13 protein-coding genes and 1 pseudogene are annotated in these 17,715 nt (G+C 44.9%); 12 read left to right on the top strand and 2 right to left on the bottom strand.

Going from position 1 to position 17,715, the window contains the following annotated elements; all coding sequences use genetic code 11:
• Positions 1–72: 72 nt before the first annotated feature.
• Positions 73–930, top strand: coding sequence for a hypothetical protein (locus AS151_RS08540; RefSeq protein ID WP_071516626.1), 858 nt, complete (start codon positions 73–75; stop codon positions 928–930).
• A gap of 83 nt (positions 931–1,013) precedes the next feature.
• On the opposite strand, the gene AS151_RS08535 is transcribed toward AS151_RS08540, so the two are convergent.
• Positions 1,014–1,793: a peptidylprolyl isomerase gene (locus tag AS151_RS08535; protein WP_071516625.1), complete on the bottom strand. Its 780-nt coding sequence runs from the start codon at positions 1,791–1,793 to the stop codon at positions 1,014–1,016.
• A 211-nt stretch (positions 1,794–2,004) separates the two neighbouring features.
• Here AS151_RS08535 and AS151_RS08530 point away from each other — a divergent pair, with 211 nt between their 5' ends.
• Together AS151_RS08530 and AS151_RS08525 are read left to right on the top strand one after the other, a co-directional pair.
• Positions 2,005–3,702 carry a methyltransferase domain-containing protein gene (locus AS151_RS08530; protein ID WP_071516624.1) on the top strand — a complete coding sequence of 566 codons (1,698 nt, stop codon included), beginning with the start codon at positions 2,005–2,007 and terminating at the stop codon, positions 3,700–3,702.
• Between the two features lie 70 nt (positions 3,703–3,772).
• Complete coding sequence (locus AS151_RS08525) at positions 3,773–4,648, top strand: hypothetical protein (RefSeq protein ID WP_071516623.1); 876 nt, start codon at positions 3,773–3,775, stop codon at positions 4,646–4,648.
• 94 nt (positions 4,649–4,742) lie between these two features.
• Here AS151_RS08525 and AS151_RS08520 read toward each other — a convergent pair whose 3' ends face one another.
• Complete coding sequence (locus AS151_RS08520) at positions 4,743–6,617, bottom strand: calcium-binding protein (RefSeq protein WP_071516622.1); 1,875 nt, start codon at positions 6,615–6,617, stop codon at positions 4,743–4,745.
• 805 nt (positions 6,618–7,422) lie between these two features.
• Between AS151_RS08520 and AS151_RS23215 the strand changes: the two are divergent.
• The 9 genes and pseudogenes from AS151_RS23215 to AS151_RS08480 form a co-directional block, all read left to right on the top strand.
• Positions 7,423–8,310, top strand: a pseudogene (locus tag AS151_RS23215) (polysaccharide pyruvyl transferase family protein); the annotation flags it as partial.
• Positions 8,311–8,487: 177 nt separating this feature from the next.
• Positions 8,488–11,457, top strand: a complete 2,970-nt coding sequence (locus AS151_RS08515; RefSeq protein ID WP_244532950.1) for a class I SAM-dependent methyltransferase — start codon at positions 8,488–8,490, stop codon at positions 11,455–11,457.
• A gap of 141 nt (positions 11,458–11,598) precedes the next feature.
• Positions 11,599–12,261, top strand: coding sequence for a Uma2 family endonuclease (locus AS151_RS08510; protein ID WP_071516620.1), 663 nt, complete (start codon positions 11,599–11,601; stop codon positions 12,259–12,261).
• 106 nt (positions 12,262–12,367) lie between these two features.
• Entirely contained in the window at positions 12,368–13,006 is a 639-nt protein-coding gene (locus tag AS151_RS08505) for a Uma2 family endonuclease (RefSeq protein ID WP_071516619.1), read from the top strand.
• Positions 13,007–13,050: 44 nt separating this feature from the next.
• On the top strand, positions 13,051–13,398 hold the full coding sequence (locus AS151_RS08500; protein ID WP_071516618.1) for a nucleotidyltransferase domain-containing protein: 348 nt from the start codon (positions 13,051–13,053) through the stop codon (positions 13,396–13,398).
• Positions 13,395–13,874 (top strand): hypothetical protein, encoded by a 480-nt coding sequence (locus tag AS151_RS08495; protein WP_071516617.1) that lies wholly within the window; start codon positions 13,395–13,397, stop codon positions 13,872–13,874. The genes AS151_RS08500 and AS151_RS08495 overlap by 4 nt, the downstream gene beginning before the upstream one ends.
• Before the next feature lie 377 nt (positions 13,875–14,251).
• Entirely contained in the window at positions 14,252–15,715 is a 1,464-nt protein-coding gene (zds, locus tag AS151_RS08490; RefSeq protein WP_071516616.1) for a 9,9'-di-cis-zeta-carotene desaturase, read from the top strand.
• A gap of 39 nt (positions 15,716–15,754) precedes the next feature.
• Positions 15,755–16,204, top strand: coding sequence for an SRPBCC family protein (locus AS151_RS08485; RefSeq protein WP_071516615.1), 450 nt, complete (start codon positions 15,755–15,757; stop codon positions 16,202–16,204).
• Complete coding sequence (locus AS151_RS08480) at positions 16,173–17,564, top strand: cytochrome P450 (RefSeq protein ID WP_084639465.1); 1,392 nt, start codon at positions 16,173–16,175, stop codon at positions 17,562–17,564. The genes AS151_RS08485 and AS151_RS08480 overlap by 32 nt, the downstream gene beginning before the upstream one ends.
• Positions 17,565–17,715 lie beyond the last annotated feature (151 nt).

Below are 17,715 nucleotides of genomic sequence, written 5' to 3'. Positions count from 1 at the left end.
GAAAAAAGGGGGATAAATTTTGAAATAATGACCGACTATAGCAGACAATCGAGGTCATTTTAGCACCAGTCTATGAAAGTATTGGTTACAATTCCCCATTTTTACAATCCAAAGGGCGATGGTCGTTATGGGGCCACCAAAAGCGATGCGCGATCGCGTTTGCAGGCGCTAACCCTCAATTTACGGTTTTTGCGTGCCCATTACGGAACCTCTCAAGATTACTATTACTACCAGCAAGCTCCCCAGGTCTTGCCGGCCAATCAGAACTATCGTTCCCAGTTGGATGTAGTTATTTGTACAACGCAAAACCGGCATCTTCTGGAAAGACTACCAATACCATCGTCGTTATACAAGCACCATCAGTGCCAAGCAGAACCCATGTTCCTGGGGTTTGAGTGCCATCACGTTCTGCGGGAAAATTTAGGGAACTACGATTATTATTGCTATATCGAAGACGATTTGCTACTGCACGATCCTTTGCTGTTTGCCAAGCTTCATTGGTTTACCAGCTCTATGGGCAATGAATTCTTGTTGCAGCCTAACCGCTACGAGTTGCCTTTTCCCCCAAATATTAAAAAAGTTTACATTGACCCCGAGTTTGAAACCGAACGCAACCAGGAGATTCGCTATGTTTTCCAACAAAAACTAACTGCCCAACTCATGGGGCAGCCTATTTATTTCAAACGGGTCAGCAATCCCCACGCCGGTTGTTTTTTCCTCAATGCCCAGCAAATGGAAATGTGGGCGCAACAGGAGTTTTTCGGCACGCCAGATACAAGATTTTTTGGACCTTTAGAAAGTGCCGCTTCCAGCGGTATCATGCATACGTTCAAGGTTTACAAACCAGCCGCCGAAAATGCCAATTTTTTGGAAATTCAGCACTTTGGCGAGGATTGGAGCCAGAAGTTGCCCCATGTGAAATTGTGGTAGCAGGGGGCGTACCGAGCCTACCGAGCCTGGGAGATATAATTGGTTGTTGTTAGAGTCGATGCCCCCATGCTCGGTATGCCTATCTACGAAGCCACTGAGGAAGAGTCTAACAACTGAACCTTGCCGTTATTTTTGATTTCTTTTTGCAACCAATTCTCAAATAACTCGTCGATCATGCGGCGGCGCATGGCATCGTCAAGTTGGGCGGGAATGTATTTTTCCAATCGGATAATCAAAAACCACTGGGCAAGCTTGCGCGGTGCCCACAACTGACCTGGCTGGCTGATGGAGAGCAATTTGGCTAGCATGGGGTGGGGTTGGCTGAGGGAAACCGGTCCTAACAAACCACCTGTGCGGGCTTCTGGACCTTTAGAATATTCCCGTGCCAGTTCGGAAAAACTTTGCTCTCCTTCTTGGATGCGGAAGTAAATTTCCTGTGCCAAACCATAATCTTGAATCCGGATGAGAGAATAAACCACCTGGTCGAGGTCGTTTTTCCGTTTCAAGAAGTGGGATTCTACACGATTTCCCCATTTGGCTTCTTTAAATTTATCAATGAGAAGGGGACGAATCGCGATCGCTGCTACTTGTTCTGGGGTTATCCCTTGCTGTTCTCGCCAGGCTTGGCGTTTTTCTTCCGTATCGAGTTTTTTCTGTTGGTAAAAATTCTCAATAGCTTCTTGTTTTTCCTCGTCGGTGCAGGTAAATTCTTCTTGCAGGCCTTGTTCTTGGGGAAAAGTTTCCAAGGCTCGGTCGATAATAATTTCGCGCACCAATTGCGGCATCAACTGATACCGTTGCAAGAGAGTAGGGAGTTGGTGGTCTGTAACGACGCGATCGCCGACTTGAAATAAATCGCTCATTTTTATGTAATATTCTACCGTCAGCTTCTGAAACTTATAGAGAAGCTAGAGAACTAGAAAGATTCTAGCAACTCAACGAGATTTTTCTATAGGAAAATATAGGCATGGGCTGGGGAGATGGGGAGTGTTGAGTCAATTCCACATACCTGCTATTTTACCCATCTTGGCGTTCCTCCATTCTATAAATGTTTTTCTATAAACCAAACCGACTATGAATCTAGCGTACTACGATCGCGCCAATCCCGACTTGCTGAAATTGCTGCCTGCCGATGCCGAAATTATCGTAGAAATCGGTTGCGGTACGGGGGCGTTGGGGCAACAATATCGGCAGGTGAATCCCCACGGTCGCTATTTGGGCGTCGATAATTATTCAGAAGCGGTACAAATAGCCGCTCAAAGATTGGATGGTGCGATCGCAGCTGATGGAGAAACGGTGGATTTCAGCCAGTTGGGATTGACACCAGAGAGTATAGATTGCCTAGTGTATGGCGATGTGTTGGAACACATGGTAGACCCCTGGCAAGCCTTACAAAAGCATATCCAATGGTTGAAACCAGGGGGACAAGTGCTGGCTTGCATTCCCAACATCCAACATTGGAGTGCTATTCTCAATTTACTGCGGGGCAGATGGGACTATCAAGAACGGGGATTGTGCGATCGCACCCACCTACGATTTTTTACCCTCGATAGCATAAAAAAACTTTTTTCGCAAGCGGGACTGCAAATCGACGAAATTCGCCCCCGAGGTCGCCAAGACGAGCAATTTCAACAATTCCAACAAATAATGGCACCAGTTTTGCAGCAGTTAAATATTTCTGCCGAACAATTTGCCACCCAAACCAGTGCCTTGCAATACATTGTGCGAGCAGTCAAAGCCCAAGCCCCGCCGCCGCGCGTTCTCGTGCAGACCACCCTCGGTGCCCCCCAAGTTTGCGGTCACGCCAGGGTACTGTTTCCCGATCGCTTTCTTGGTACCATTCCCGGCGTACGTACAGTATCGGGCGAAGCAGCGCGTAGCATAAATGTAGCCAAACCGCAAGAGGAAAAAATTTTTATTTGGCAGCGGCGAATCTTGGAATATCCCCAAAGCCTGCAAAGCTTGAAAACGCTATTGCAAGCCGGTTATTTAATCGTAGCGGAAATCGACGACGACCCATTGCGGCGTCCGGAATACGCTGCCAATCACTTCCTCAGCTATCGCGGCTGTCACTGCGTGCAAACGTCTACAGAACCCTTAGCAGAGTATTTACGCCAGCACAATCCCAATGTAGCCGTATTTGCCAATCAAATAGCCTTTTTGCCGCCACCGCGTACTTACCAACAGCAGCCAGTCACCATATTTTTTGGAGCCGTGAATCGGGAAGAAGATGCGGAACCCATCATGGACCCCCTCAATCGGATTTTAACGGAGTATGGGGAACAAGTGCGAGTGCAAGTAATTCACGATCGCCAGTTTTTCGAGCGATTGGAGACTCCGTACAAAGAATTTACCCCATTTTGTGATTACGACCGCTACCAAGCCATTTTGCGAACCTGTGACATTGGTTTGTTACCCCTAGCACCTACCCGAATGAATTCCATGAAATCCGATTTAAAATTTTTAGAACATGCCGCCCATGGCGTACTTGCGATCGCATCTCCCACGGTATACCAACAAAGCATCGTCGAAGGCAAAACCGGTTTGCTCTACAATTCGCCAGCAGAACTAGAAACCAAACTCCGGCAAGCCATCGACCATTCCACCTGGCGACGGCAAATAGCAACCAACGCCTACGAATGGGTCAAACAAAACCGCCTCTTGTGCCAGCACTACCGACAGCGATATAACTGGTACCAGCAAATGCGCGCCGACCTTCCCCGCCTCAACCGCGAACTATATTCCCGGGTTCCCGAACTGTTTGAAAAATAACCCCTATTCCTTCCTTTAAAATACTCCCACGCCCCCACCCCCGGTACGCCTTCCACTTTTCTACAAACCTATGCGCATCCTATTCACCATTCCCCACTTTTACCAACCCAAAGACAACGCCGCCCACCACGCCTCCCAACGCAAAAACCCCCAACCGCGAATCCAGGCTTTGAGCGAGTGCATCACCTCATTGCATCAAGTCTTCGGCAAATCCCAGTATTCTCTAGATTTGCGGCGCGTTCAAGCCACCCCAGCCCACGAAGACCAAGCCTGCGACATTGACGTTGTGGTCTGTACCACCGGCAACCATCATTTGCTGGATCGTTTGGACATTCCCCAAAACCTCTACATCCACCATCCCACCAAAGCCAAATCCTTGCTATTGGGATTTGAATGCCAAGCCGTCTTGCGGGATTCGTTGGGTCAGTACGACTACTACTGCTATTTAGAAGACGATTTAATCGTACGCGACCCTTGGTTTTTCCAAAAACTGCGATGGTTCAACAACAAAGCCGGGGAACAAGCCTTGCTGCAACCCAACCGCTACGAGATTGCCTGGGATAGGGAAGCCATGAAACTCTATATCGACGGCGATTTGCGCCCCGAGTTAACCAAAAAATTCCAAAACGTCCAACAAATGCCAGAACTCAAAGGCTGGATTATGGAAACGCCAGTCTTATTTCGGCGTACCTTCAATCCCCACGCCGGCTGTTATTTCCTCAACCGCAATCAAATGATCTACTGGTCGCGACAGCCCCATTTTCTAGACCGCGACACCAGCTTCATCGGTCCTCTAGAAAGTGCCGCCACGTTAGGGATTATGCGTACGTTTCGCATTTACAAACCTACCACCAGTAATGCTGGTTTTTTAGAAGTTCAGCATTCCGGGCAAGGTTTTCTCAATTTAATCGGCAAGCAGGTAAAGTTAGCGAAAAACAATCAATAACCCAATAAAAAAGCAGGGCAAGAGCTTTTCTCCTGTCCTGCTTTTTACTAGTTTTGGTGGGTTTTATCTGCGCTATCTGCTTTTAACCAAAATTTTAGAGGATGACGAAATCAAATCTATCGACATCGGTACTGTCAATATTGGCAAAAGGCGTTAAGTTGCCAGCGGTATTGTCTTCGTTGTAGTATAGCGTACCGCTACCTTCAAAAGTCCGGAAGATAAGGGATGCAGAGAGAGCATCTGCGGAGGCTATATCGAAATCAGCATCGCCAGGACTCAACTCAACAAATTCACCGTCAACGAGGAAAGCATCCCCAGTAGGTCCAGTAGTAGTTCCTATTCCATCGAAAACTGTACTGTTAAGGGCAATCTCGTCTTCTCCGAAACCAAAATCAGTAATGGTATCAACACCTAATTGAGAGCCCTCGGTACCAACACCAATCGTTCCTACCCCTGCTACTTCACCAAATGCGAACACATCATTGTCTGCACCACCAACCAAGTAATCATTACCAGCACCGCCAACTAAGGTATCGTCGCCAGCACCGCCACGTAAAGTATCATCCAGTTGTGTGCCTGTAGCACCTACAACAGCATTACCATCGCCACCAGAGACAAAATCATTGCCAGAGAAGCCTAGCAAGCTGTCAGCTCCTCCATCAGGGCTTCCAGTTCCTTCGATACCCAGCAAGCGGTCATCATCATCGCCACCAATGAAGGTATCGGCACCACTTCCACCGATTAAGGTATCTTTACCAGTTTCGCCAGTGGCTTCTAATCCGGTACCAGCGGCCGTAGTTCCTCTTAAAATATCATCGCCATCACCAAGGTTAATGTTGAGGAAGGTTCCATCACCGGCATTATCCACATTAATGCGGATTTCATCGTTACCACCAGCACCAGAAAGATTAACTTCGTCTGAATCAGCGCCAAAGCCGTCACTATTATCGTAAATTAGCGTATCCTGACCGGCACCACCAAACATTTGTACGGTACCGCCACCGTCTAGATAGTCGTTGCCACCTTCGCCAAACAGAGTATCTGCATTGTTATCATTACCCCTGTAAGTAGCTTTTAAGGTGTCATTACCAATACCGCCGTACAGAATATTATCTCCGCCGCTAGTGCCTATTTCTAGGTAGTCATCTGCAGAGTCGGGATTATCTTCCTCGTTTATATTGCCACCGCGAAGTGTATTTTCACTACCACCATCATTTACTGTAATGGTGTCGCTGCCCAGGTCGCCGAACAATTCCATCTCGTTCGTTGTACCGTAAGCAAGAATTAAATCATTTCCTTGACCGCCAAAAACGGTCGATTCATCTCCTACTACCTCAAGGGTGTCATCCCCTAGATTGCCAAAGAGACGGTTGTCTCCTTCCAAAGCGCCAGTGGTTCCACTTGTAGTACCACCAGCAACGCTCAGGGAATCGTTATCTCGACCACCTAAAAAGATGAACTCACCCCTATCAGTTCCAGCATTTGTACCAAGACTGACAGTATCTTCACCCTGACCGCCGTTGATGGTGTCGTTATTGCCATAGGTTTCAATGTTGTCATTGCCCTCAAAACCGGCAACAGCATGCTCCTCACCGCCTTCTTCTAGATTAATGATGTCGTCTGCACCATCAGCAAGAATGAAGGCATTGTCTCCGGAATAATTAATTGTGTCTTCGGCATCACCGCCACTAATGCTGACGTTATCGCCACTTACGTCGATTGTATCTTCGCCAGCACCGCCGGAGATAGAAACTTGGTCCTCTTCAGAAGTAAGGGTATCATCGCCTTCGCCACCGTCTAGGGTGTCGCCGTCGCCATTAGCGGAAAGGGAATCGTCTCCAGCTTCGCCAAACAGGAGACTACCGCCAGCACCGGCGCTAGATATGGTATCGTCACCATCCAAACCAAAAATGGTGTCTGGGTCTATTGCCGCAAATAGATTGTCTTCGTTATTGAGAGTGACCGCCATGAGAATTTGCTCCTCTTGTAATGCAGCTTTGACTTTGTGTCCGTCAATGAATCTTGTTGCAGGCGATATACTGCCCACTAAGCCTGGGTATTTTTATCCCCAGAGAGTCTACCGCACTTGCTCGTTCCGTGTCTACTGGTGTAGACTAGGGTTTGCCACTGTTGGTTCCTAAGCCAGTCGTAGAATTTCTGTTCTAGAGTGTACCCCACATTGGCTGCCGATAAACTATCAAAATTTGGCTAAGTACGAAAGTAACAGATATTTTTTCTTAAAATTACACTGATTAGAGGCAAGTTTTCCTTATTGTCTAGGATTTAGCTGCCATAGTTTTGAAATTCGCCTGTTTGGCCTCTACAGGAAGGAGCGAGCTTTAACCAACAAGGTCTCTATAGAAATTGTTTTATCCACACAGATAGTGAAGTTTCAACCGGCCAACTCCCTAGCGGAGCGCTACTGGAATAACGAAACTACAGGTAGCAGAGCCCACCTGTTCGGTCTAGATGGTTGCTCTAGGAACATTCACGATCGGCACAAACAGAAGTATTGTCTCTACCACAGACCAATTGCAAGGTTAAGCGATGGTTATTGCTTGCTGCCGTGTAGAGATCGATTGTACGCTAGAGTTTACTTTTGAGCAATGCTTGGCCGCTCGTACGATCTGAGAATGCAAACGTATGGTAGACTTAGCGTCGCTAGAATTGTCATAAAGGGTTTTGCAATAATAAGTAAAAAACTTTTCTGCTAGAGGATGTTTCTCTAAAGTTATTCTTTTTTATTTCTACAAATTATTTTATTGGTCAATACTATGAAAAGCGAACAAAGCAAAAAAGTCACTTCGGGCACAGTAAAAAGGATTTTGCATTCAGCTTTGCAAGTTATACCTTCTGTGGATAATTGTGCTTTTATCGATTATCCAGGACATTTTAATTTAGGAGACCATTTAATTTGGTTGGGAGGCGTTTTATACCTTAAAGATGTTTTGAAAACAAAAATTGGATATGTAGCTACTCGCAATAATTTTTCCCATGAAGAAATGGAAGGGCAAGTAGGAAAAGCGCCGATTTTTATTCATGGTGGGGGCAACTTCGGAGATATATGGCCGTGGCATCAACCTTTCCGAGAATATATTATTGCTCGCTATCAAGACCGTCCTATTATTAGTTTTCCACAAACAATTTATTTTCAAAGCCAATCGGCACTGGATAGAGCTAGAAAAATATTGAACAGTCACCCAGATTTAACGCTATTTTGTCGCGATCGCACTAGTTATGAGTTTGCTCAAAAATATTTTGACAAGTGCAAGGTTTATCTAGCGCCAGATATGGCTTTTCAGCTTGTTGATTTACTGAATCTACCATCGAATATACGCGAAAATAATTCAATTTTACACCATCGCAGAACCGATAAAGAGAACAATCGAGGGTTCGATAATTTAAATATTGATAATTTGGTAGTTGACGATTGGATTTCTTTTCGGCAGGGGGTTCGTTGCCTGCAAGATCGTTTAATAGATTTGTTCCAGCAAAGAGAGCTTTTTACTAGTTTATCTAGCGTCAGCCAACCAGAGTGGCACCGTTTGTCTTTAAAGATGCTCTGTGCGGGGGCATATCAGTTTCTACAACATCGCTTGATTTTAACCAATCGACTTCACGGACATATTCTATGTACGCTGTTAAGTAAACCACACATATTTCTGCCAAATTCTTACTATAAAAACGAGGCGTTTTATAATAGTTGGACCCAGGGGTTGGATTTTTGCGAATTTGTAAAGCAACCTAAAGACGTGGAAAACAATATTCGTAAATTGTTAAAAAGCAATCGGAATTATTCACATAAAGAAAACGAGCATCAACATAAAAAGAAAAAGACAATGAATATTTACCAATTACCGCCCAAAACAAATATTGAAACTGAAGTTATCGAAAAAGTCGAACGAGTAGGAGGCTGGTTTAGCGAATTAGAAATTTTAACTTTATATCGGCTCGTTGCGGCTTTACCCGATCGCAGTAGAATTTTAGAAGTTGGTTCGTATCGAGGTAGGTCTAGTAATGCCATTGGTTACGGATTGCAAAATTCTGCCAAAGAACTATATTGTCTGGATATATGGAAAAATTTTCAGGAAAGAGGCAGCCTCGACGCCGATCCAACTGCTTACAAAATACCAAAAACCGATTATGGCGTTTTTGAAGATTTCTTAAAAAATATTGAATGGTTTAGCGATCGCGTTCGCGTCATGCGTGGTTCGACCCAGCAATTTCAAGAATTATTGCCGCAAGAATTTTTCGATTTAATTTTTATAGATGCTGCCCACGATTATGAAAATGTACGTAAAGATATCAATATTGCTCTACAATGTTTGAAGCCTGGGGGCATTTTATGCGGGCATGACTACCAGAAAGGTAAAAATTTTGGAGTTATTGAAGCTGTACAAGAAATCGTTTTTTCTAATTCAGAGTTTGTAGAATTTGGTTCAATTGAAGGAACGAGTATTTGGTTTGCTTGTTCGATACCTAACAAAGTAGCTAGCAGTTTGGGGATTTACAAGGAAGCCTCAAAAAGACATCATCTGGAATCCCATCAATCAGATCGTGCTATTTCATGGAGTCAAGCAAGCAAAAAACGCTACCAAATTGCACGGGAAATATTAAGCTTGAAAAAGCAAATCCCAGATAAAAATATTCTACAAACGTTCTCCCATCATTATAAGGAAACAGTTTTGAATACTGGGTTAAAAAATAACCCAAAAAATGAAACCGAACAATCAATTGTAAAACAGTCGCTTGCCAAATTTTCGCAAAATCCGCAAGATATGCGGCTTCTGATGGTTGCTATGTTGTACAACTATCCCTATCAGCTACCTGCCAAGTGGTATCAAAATTTGCCAGTTCCTAAATGCTTTTTGCAAAATCTTTTGGACTTTTTGGTGGAAACACCGGGATGGTTTCAAAATCTGGGGGAAGCAGAACAATATTTTGAATATGTACGAGGAATTGTTGGGTATATAAACGCCAAAGTTCGAGATAATAAAAATATCCATCTTTGGCAGCAATTTGCTTGGACTTTTGCTAGGAAATTAAATACGATTCCCCTTTATTTTAACGATCTAAATCTCAAAGAGGTATACCATCAAAGAGCCAGTTTGATGGAATTTGCGTTGCGCGCGAAAGGGGGTCAATTAGATTTTGAGTTTTCCCAACGCCCCCACGATCGCAAAATTCGTTTGGGAATTGTCAATAATCATTTTCAGCCACAAACAGAAACATTTACTACATTACCTGTTTTTGAATATTTAGACCGCAACCAATTTGAAATTATTTTGTATGCCTGTCAAGAGAATCCCAGTTCTCTAGAAAACTATTGTCGCGATCGCGCGGATCGATTTATCAAACTTCCTGAAAGTTTGTACGATAAAGTTCGGACAATTCGTAACGACGATTTAGATATTTTATTGATTGGGAGCAACGTTACAGCAATTTCCCATACAATTGCATGGTTGGCATTGCATCGTTTGGCAAGAGTACAAATTACTGGTTTTTCTTCTCCCGTTACTACAGGAATGCGAAATATTGATTATTATATATCTGGAAAACTAGCCGAGAAACCAGACAATCCCCAAGAGCAATACAACGAGAAACTCCTCCTGCTAGAAGGAGCGGGGTTTTGCTTCAGTTACTACGCAACGCAACCTCCGAAACCCACGGTTCAAGCAAGCCGTCAAAGTTGGGGAATTGACGAACAATCCATTATTTTTGCTTCTGGTGCCAACTTTTACAAAATTATTCCCGAAGTGCGAGAAACCTGGGCAAAAATTCTGGCTTCTGTGCCCAATTCTAAATTGCTTTTGTATCCATTTGCTCCTAGTTGGAGCAATTCCTACCCAGCTACATCTTTTCTCAACCAAATGCAAGCTACTTTAGAAAAATATGGTGTAGCGAAAGAACGTTTACTGGTGCTAAAAGCTTTGCCTAGTCGTACGGATGTGAAAAAATCTTTGCAACTGGTTGATATCTACCTTGACTCCTATCCATATTCAGGAGCCAACTCTACAGTCGATCCCCTAGAAGTTTCAATTCCAACGATTGTTTTACAGGGAAATTCTTTACGAGCCAGGCAAGCATCAGCCATGTTGCGAGAGTTGGAAATTCCGGAGTTAATTGCTACTAGCGAAAATAGCTATATTCAATTGGCAGTGGATTTGGCAAACAATCCGCAAAAACGCCAGCAATATCGCGATCGCATTTGGCAAAAAATGCAACAAACCCCGCCATTTCTCAACCCGCGTGCCTACGCCGAAAAAATCGCTCCCCTATTTAAACAATTGGTCTACAACTGGCAATCTGAAGCGACCGAAGAAACGCTTCCATCGCCAGCAACAGAACCATCGCCTATTTCTGCCGAAACCGAATCAAAATCCCTTCCCAGGAACTTTGCCAATCGGGTCATTGGTTGCGTCAATTTATATCAAATCGATCCTAGCGAAACTGCCATTGCCAACGAACTGCGATCGCTACGCCAGCAACTCACCGATTTTTGGCTGAAAGTTCCTTCCCAGCAACTTTCCCAGGTCTATCAAGAAGCAGCCGGAGAAGCCTATCGCAGCCTCCTACACAGTGGTTTCCAAAAAGAATCCCTCACCGCCTCCGAAAACGAACGCTTGCAAGAATTGATACGTCAAGGTCGAGGTTTGAAGCAATCCCAAGCCATCAATGCTCTCATGGCAGCTATGTTATACCTGCCTGCGGAAAAAATGCGTGTAGCCAACGCTCGCGATCGCTTGCCAGAATGGTTTTATCCAGAATACGAAAAATTTATCCAAACTGCAGCGGCAAAACAAGGGTAAAACCATAGGAAGTGGGAACCTGCCAATTCTAGAAGACCATTTTTCCGAAAATTCCCGCTTTCCTCTCCTCTTTCCCATCTTCTACAGACCAAATTGGGGATTAAACTAGAAATAGGAGTTTCTAATTTCAACAGGGGGATTATGAGCGTATCTGCAAATCGCCATATCATTTATCCCGAAAGCGACGGTCAACCCACCGCAGACAATACCCGGCAGTTTCGCTGGATTACTTTGGTTAAGGAAAATCTAGAAATTCTGTTTGCTAATGACCCACAAGTGTTTGTGGCGGGGGATTTGCTTTGGTATCCAGTAGAAGGGCACCCCGAAATTCGAGTAGCTCCCGATGCTATGGTGGTATTTGGTAGACCCAAAGGCGATCGCGGTTCTTACCGCCAGTGGGAAGAAGATAATATTCCCCCTCAAGTGGTTTTTGAAATTCTTTCTCCTGGCAATCGCGTTCAAGAGATGACTCGCAAATTTCACTTTTACGAGTACTATGGCGTGGAAGAATATTATAGTTACGACCCCGATAAAAACGAATTAAGTGGATTCCGAAGACAAATTAATGGCAACTTAAATCCTATCGAGACAATGAACCATTGGGTTAGTCCTAGATTAAAAATTAAATTTGTTTTAACCTCGGAAACTTTAGAAATTTATCGCCCCGATGGCAAGAAATTTCTGTCTTCTGTAGAATTATATCAGCGTGCCGAACAGGAATCCCAACGTGCCGAACAGGAATCCCAACGTGCCGAACGAATGGCAGCTCAGTTAAGAGCTTTGGGCGTGGAACCAGAACCTTAAATTACTGTAAAATGACATAGATAACGAGTAAAACCCAGTGCTGCAAGCAGCATGGTATTGGCAAAAAATAACTTTTATCCATAAAACGAAATACAGGAGAAAATTGATGAGCACATCTGAAAATCGCCCAATTACGTATCCCAATAGCAACGGTAAATCCCTGGCAGAAAATACCCGGGAGTTTCGCTGGATTACCTTTATTAAGGAAAATCTAGAAATTCTGTTTTCTGATAACCCCCAAGTTTTTGTAGCCAGGAATTTATTGTGGTATCCAGTAGAGGGGCATCCGGAAATTTGTACATCTCCCGATGTTATGGTAGTCTTCGATCGACCGAAAGGCGATCGCGGTTCTTACCGCCAGTGGGAAGAGGATAATATTCCCCCTCAAGTGGTTTTTGAAATTCCTTCTCCTGAAAATGGCACCCAAACAATGATGAGTAAGCTTAACTTTTATAATCGCTATCGTGTGAAAGAATATTATATCTACTCTCCCGATGAAAACACACTAGCGGGTTTCCAGAGAGATACAGAAGGTATGTCTTTTATTAAAGAAATCGGCACTTGGGCTAGCCCTAGATTGGGGATTCAATTCGATCTAAAATCGGAAACTTTAGAAATTTATCGCCCCGACGGCAAGAAATTTCTGTCTTCTGTAGAATTATATCAACGTGCCGAACGAGAATACCAGCGTGCCGAACGACTAGCAGCTCAGTTAAGAGATTTGGGTGTGGAACCGGAAGCCTAAATATGGATAGTAAAAACAATTGCCCATCGCCAAATTCTTCTAATATGGAATCTTATATTTTAACAGCTCAAAAACGAAAACAACGAGATATTGCTCGCAAACAAGAACGCTGGCAACGGGGGCAAGAAATTGCTCGAAAAGCGGCTGAATTTTTGAAAAGAGACTATGGGGCAGTTGAGGTTATTTTATTTGGTTCGGCGGTGGAATGCGATCGCTTTACCCTCACTTCCGACCTAGATTTAGCTGCAAAAGGGTTGCCAGTCGAAAAATTCTTTGCTGCCGTGGCTCAATTGCAGGATTTCTCCCCAGAATTTAAAATCGATTTGGTCGAATTAGAACGCTGCCGGGAATCTTTACGGCAAGTCATTTTAACAGAAGGTCGTCATTTATGAACGGTCGCTATCTGACGCTGGCTGGTCGAATTCGTCGCGATATCAAAGACCTGGAAACACTCGTAGAAAGATGTCAGGATATTTGGCAACAATATACCACTTCTCAAGACGATCGCTTTTTGGATGGCGTTGCTCTCAATTTGCATAGTTTTTATACTGGAATAGAGCGTATTTTAGAAACCATTGTCGAAGTTATTGATGAATACAAACCTAGCGGCGTTCGTTGGCATCGGGAACTCCTTTGGCAAGTGGCTGCGGAAGTTCCTGGGGTTAGACCGGCAGTTATTGGGGATTCCCTGTTAAAAGCATTAGACAACTATCGCGGGTTTCGCCATGTGGTCAGAAATATATACACGTTTCGTCTGGAAGCCAAACAAATTTCTCCCCTAGTTGATGGTCTTTCCCAAACCTATCGCCAGTGTCAGACAGAACTTTTGCAATTTGCCGAGTTTTTAGAAACCACAGGAGAGAGGTAAATTTACTATTTTTTTTTGAAAATATGCAAGAAATAATTGGCATTTGTGTAGGGTCGCAACGCTTGATTTTTATCTCTTACCAGGAAAATCGGGAAAATCGAAACAATCATTGTTTTTTTCAGAATTGACATTATCTACGCCTGAATAGAAGCAAGCGAGACCCCTACCCTATTGAGAATATTTCCCAATTGTGGGCAACGATGGGAGCGTTTTTAAAAACTAGCAGCCATTCCCTGGCAGGGCAGACCGATGGAGGGATGGGCATTGATTTCCAATTTCCGTGAAAATTCCATACCTGTTCTACCGGTGCAAAAACTGCTACATTAAAAAATATAAAGTACCAACCGATAATATAAGTAGGATAAGGAAGTTCGAACATGCGTGTAGCGATCGCTGGGGCAGGATTGGCTGGCATGGCAACGGCTGTAGAATTGGTCGATGCCGGTCACGAAGTCGAAATTTACGAATCGCGACCCTTTGTTGGCGGCAAAGTCGGCAGCTGGGTTGACAACGATGGCAACCATATCGAAATGGGATTGCACGTATTTTTCGGCTGCTACTACAACCTGTTCGATTTAATGAAACATGTCGGTGCCATCGATAACCTCCGCCTCAAAGACCACATCCATACCTTCATCAACCAAGGCGGCAAAATCGGTGCCCTCGATTTTCGTTTCCTCACAGGTGCCCCCTTTAACGGTCTGAAAGCCTTTTTCACCACCTCCCAACTTTCCGCCGTGGATAAATTCCAAAACGCCATTGCCCTGGGCACTAGCCCCCTGGTGCGTGGTTTGGTAGACTTGGATGGTGCCATGGCGACCATTCGCGATTTAGACAACATCAGCTTTGCCGATTGGTTTCGCCGCCAAGGGGGTTCTCAAGGAAGTCTGGAACGCATGTGGAATCCCATTGCCTATGCCTTGGGATTTATCGATACGGAACAAATTTCTGCTCGTTGCATGTTGACCATTTTCCAGTTTTTCGCCGCCAAAACGGAAGCTTCGGTGTTGCGAATGCTGGAAGGTTCCCCCCACAATTACCTCCACAAACCGATTATCGATTATTTAGAAGCTAGGGGAGCAAAAATTTATACCCGCCGCCGGGTTCGTCAGTTGCAATATGCCGAAAGCAACGGCGAAACTTATATAACGGGGATGGTGGTAGCAAACGGAGACGAAGAAACCACGGTTCAAGCAGATGCTTACGTGGCGGCTTGCGATGTTCCCGGTATCAAACGGCTGCTGCCGGAAGCTTGGCGTTCCTGGTCGGAATTTGAGAAAATTTATCAATTGGATACGGTGCCCGTGGCAACAGTGCAACTGCGATTTGACGGTTGGGTAACGGAACTCAACGACCCGCAAGCCAGGAAACAATGCGATCGCGCTGCTGGTATCGATAATTTATTATACACCCCAGATGCCGATTTTTCTTGTTTTTCGGATTTAGCCCTATCCAGCCCCAGCGATTACTACAAAACCGGCAGCGGTTCCCTGTTGCAACTGGTGCTAACCCCAGGGGATCCATTTATTAAACAAAGCAATGAAGAGATTGCCTACCACGTTTTGGAACAAGTGCACCAGCTCTTTCCTTCGTCGCGAGAGCTCAACATGACCTGGTATAACGTAGTCAAACTCGCCCAATCTCTCTATCGGGAAGCCCCCGGCATGGAACCCTATCGACCCGACCAAGATACGCCGGTGGTGAATTTCTTCCTGGCGGGTAGCTATACCAAACAAGATTATATCGACAGTATGGAAGGAGCGACCATTTCCGGCAGGCAAGCCGCCAAAGCCATTTTGGCAAAAGCTGGTAAATTGCAGCCTTCCCCTGCTAGTGCCTAGGCAATTTTGGATGAAAATGCAAAGGTTTGGCAAGTTTTCATGAGTGATTGGTTGGAACATAGCGTACAAGTAGAAGTACCCGTTGGCATCGATTTGGTGTGGCAACTGTGGTCGGATTTGGAACAAATGCCCCAGTGGATGAACTGGATTGAATCAGTCAAAATTTTGCCTGACAATCCCGAACTCTCCCGCTGGAAACTCCGTTCCATGGGATTGGAGTTTACTTGGCTTTCTCGTATTAACAGAAAAATCCCCCATCAAATCATTCAGTGGGAAGCGGTGGATGGTTTGCCCAATCGCGGGGCAATTCGTTTTTACGACCGCCATGAAAGCAGCATCGTGCGGATGTCGATATCTTATTCGATTCCCGGTGCCATTGGCGAAATGATGGACGATCTCTTTTTGGGTCGTTTTGTGGAATCAACTTTACAAGCGGATTTGAACCGATTTCGTGATTATGCGATCGCTCGTGCAACCGAAAAGACTTAATTCTCCCACCTGGAAAAATAGCAAACGCCCTCCCAGTCATACGGCTTCTTCTTGGTGGCAAACCTATAAAATTATTTCCCAGCCCATGGGCTTTCTCGATGCTTGTGCCCATCGGTACGGCGATATTTTTACGTTGCGGGTTCTGGGAGTCAAATCGCCCCCCGTTATTTTTTGCAGCCATCCCAAATACATTCAAGCCATTTGTACGACATTTGCGGATAAAATGGCTTTCGGCAAGGTTACCCACCCTTTCCAACCCCTGGTGGGTAGCCAATCTCTGGTAATGCAGGATGGCAACGAACATACAGAAACTCGCAAGCTGTTGATGCCACCCCTGCATGGGGAAAGTTTGCAAGTCTGGGGGGAAGCGATTGTAGAAATTACCCGTCAAATTACCCAATCGTGGTCGCCCGGAAAAGTTCTTTCTGTCCGCCCAGAAATGTCCCAAATTGCTTTGGAAGTAATTCTTCAGGTCATTTTTGGGGTAAAAACAGGATTTCGCCACGAAAAGCTCAATTCTCTGGTGGAACCGTTTTTGGATCGGGTGAATTCTTCCCTGTATTCCATCCAGTTCTTTTTTCCAATTTTACAGCGGGATTTGGGCAGTTGGAGTCCGTGGGGAAATTTTTTGCAGCAGCAACGGGAAATTGACGATTTAATTTATGCGGAGATTCGGCAGCGTCGGCGGCAGGGGAGTGCCGATTGCCAAGATGTGCTTTCGCTGCTACTATCGGTAACGGATGAAGATGGCTATTCTAAAAGCGATCGCTGGTTGCGAGACCAATTGCTCACGTTGCTATTTCTCGGTCACGATACCACAGCGTCGGCTTTAGCGTGGGCGTTGTATTGCATTCATCAGGATAAGCGAGTTTGGGAACAACTGCAACAGGAAATTGACGGTTTGGGGAAAAATCCCCATCCAACAGATATTTGCCAGCTTTCCTATCTGGATGCGGTGGTGAAGGAAACCCTGCGTTTGTATCCCATTGCTTTAATTTCTCAACCCCGTTGGGTCAAAGAAACGGTACAATTGGATAAATACGAAATACCGCCAGAAACGGTTCTCGTTCCTTGTATTTATTTAGCCCATCGCCGCCAACAAACCTATTCCCATCCCGAGAAATTTTTGCCGGAACGTTTTTTGGAAAATAAGATTTCTGCCTACGAATATTTTCCTTTTGGTCGCGGCAGTCACGGTTGTATTGGGGCAGCTCTTTCGACAATGGAAATGAAGTTGGTTCTGGCTACAATTCTAGCAAACCATCGATTGAAATTGGCAAGCGATCGCTCGATTCAACCGGTTCGTCGCGGTATTACTTTTGTGCCTTCTCCTCATTTCCGCCTTCAGGTAGTTGGATAAACAAATTTGGTAGGGTGGGCAGGGCACACCCTACTCTAATTCTCTTTCGACAATGGAAATGAAGTTGGTTTGGGCTACAATTTTAGCAAACCATCGATGAAAATTGGCAAGCGATCGCTCGATTCAACCGGTTCGTCGCGGCATTACTTTT

This window comes from Geitlerinema sp. PCC 9228, assembly GCF_001870905.1.
Taxonomy (GTDB): Bacteria; Cyanobacteriota; Cyanobacteriia; order Cyanobacteriales; family PCC-9228; genus PCC-9228.
The sequence above is the reverse complement of the archived record's forward strand: the minus strand, read 5'-3'. Positions and strand labels throughout refer to the sequence as shown.

Bases quoted from the DNA above. Each gene is read 5' to 3' on its own strand.
- AS151_RS08500 (WP_071516618.1), top strand. From the start codon at position 13,051: ATGGAATCTTATATTTTAACAGCTCAAAAACGAAAACAACGAGATATT.
- AS151_RS08480 (WP_084639465.1), top strand. From the start codon at position 16,173: ATGCGATCGCTCGTGCAACCGAAAAGACTTAATTCTCCCACCTGGAAA.
- AS151_RS08520 (WP_071516622.1), bottom strand. From the start codon at position 6,617: ATGGCGGTCACTCTCAATAACGAAGACAATCTATTTGCGGCAATAGAC.
- AS151_RS08510 (WP_071516620.1), top strand. From the start codon at position 11,599: ATGAGCGTATCTGCAAATCGCCATATCATTTATCCCGAAAGCGACGGT.
- AS151_RS08530 (WP_071516624.1), top strand. From the start codon at position 2,005: ATGAATCTAGCGTACTACGATCGCGCCAATCCCGACTTGCTGAAATTG.
- AS151_RS08485 (WP_071516615.1), top strand. From the start codon at position 15,755: ATGAGTGATTGGTTGGAACATAGCGTACAAGTAGAAGTACCCGTTGGC.
- AS151_RS08525 (WP_071516623.1), top strand. From the start codon at position 3,773: ATGCGCATCCTATTCACCATTCCCCACTTTTACCAACCCAAAGACAAC.
- AS151_RS08540 (WP_071516626.1), top strand. From the start codon at position 73: ATGAAAGTATTGGTTACAATTCCCCATTTTTACAATCCAAAGGGCGAT.
- zds (WP_071516616.1), top strand. From the start codon at position 14,252: ATGCGTGTAGCGATCGCTGGGGCAGGATTGGCTGGCATGGCAACGGCT.
- AS151_RS08495 (WP_071516617.1), top strand. From the start codon at position 13,395: ATGAACGGTCGCTATCTGACGCTGGCTGGTCGAATTCGTCGCGATATC.
- AS151_RS08505 (WP_071516619.1), top strand. From the start codon at position 12,368: ATGAGCACATCTGAAAATCGCCCAATTACGTATCCCAATAGCAACGGT.
- AS151_RS08515 (WP_244532950.1), top strand. From the start codon at position 8,488: ATGAATATTTACCAATTACCGCCCAAAACAAATATTGAAACTGAAGTT.
- AS151_RS08535 (WP_071516625.1), bottom strand. From the start codon at position 1,793: ATGAGCGATTTATTTCAAGTCGGCGATCGCGTCGTTACAGACCACCAA.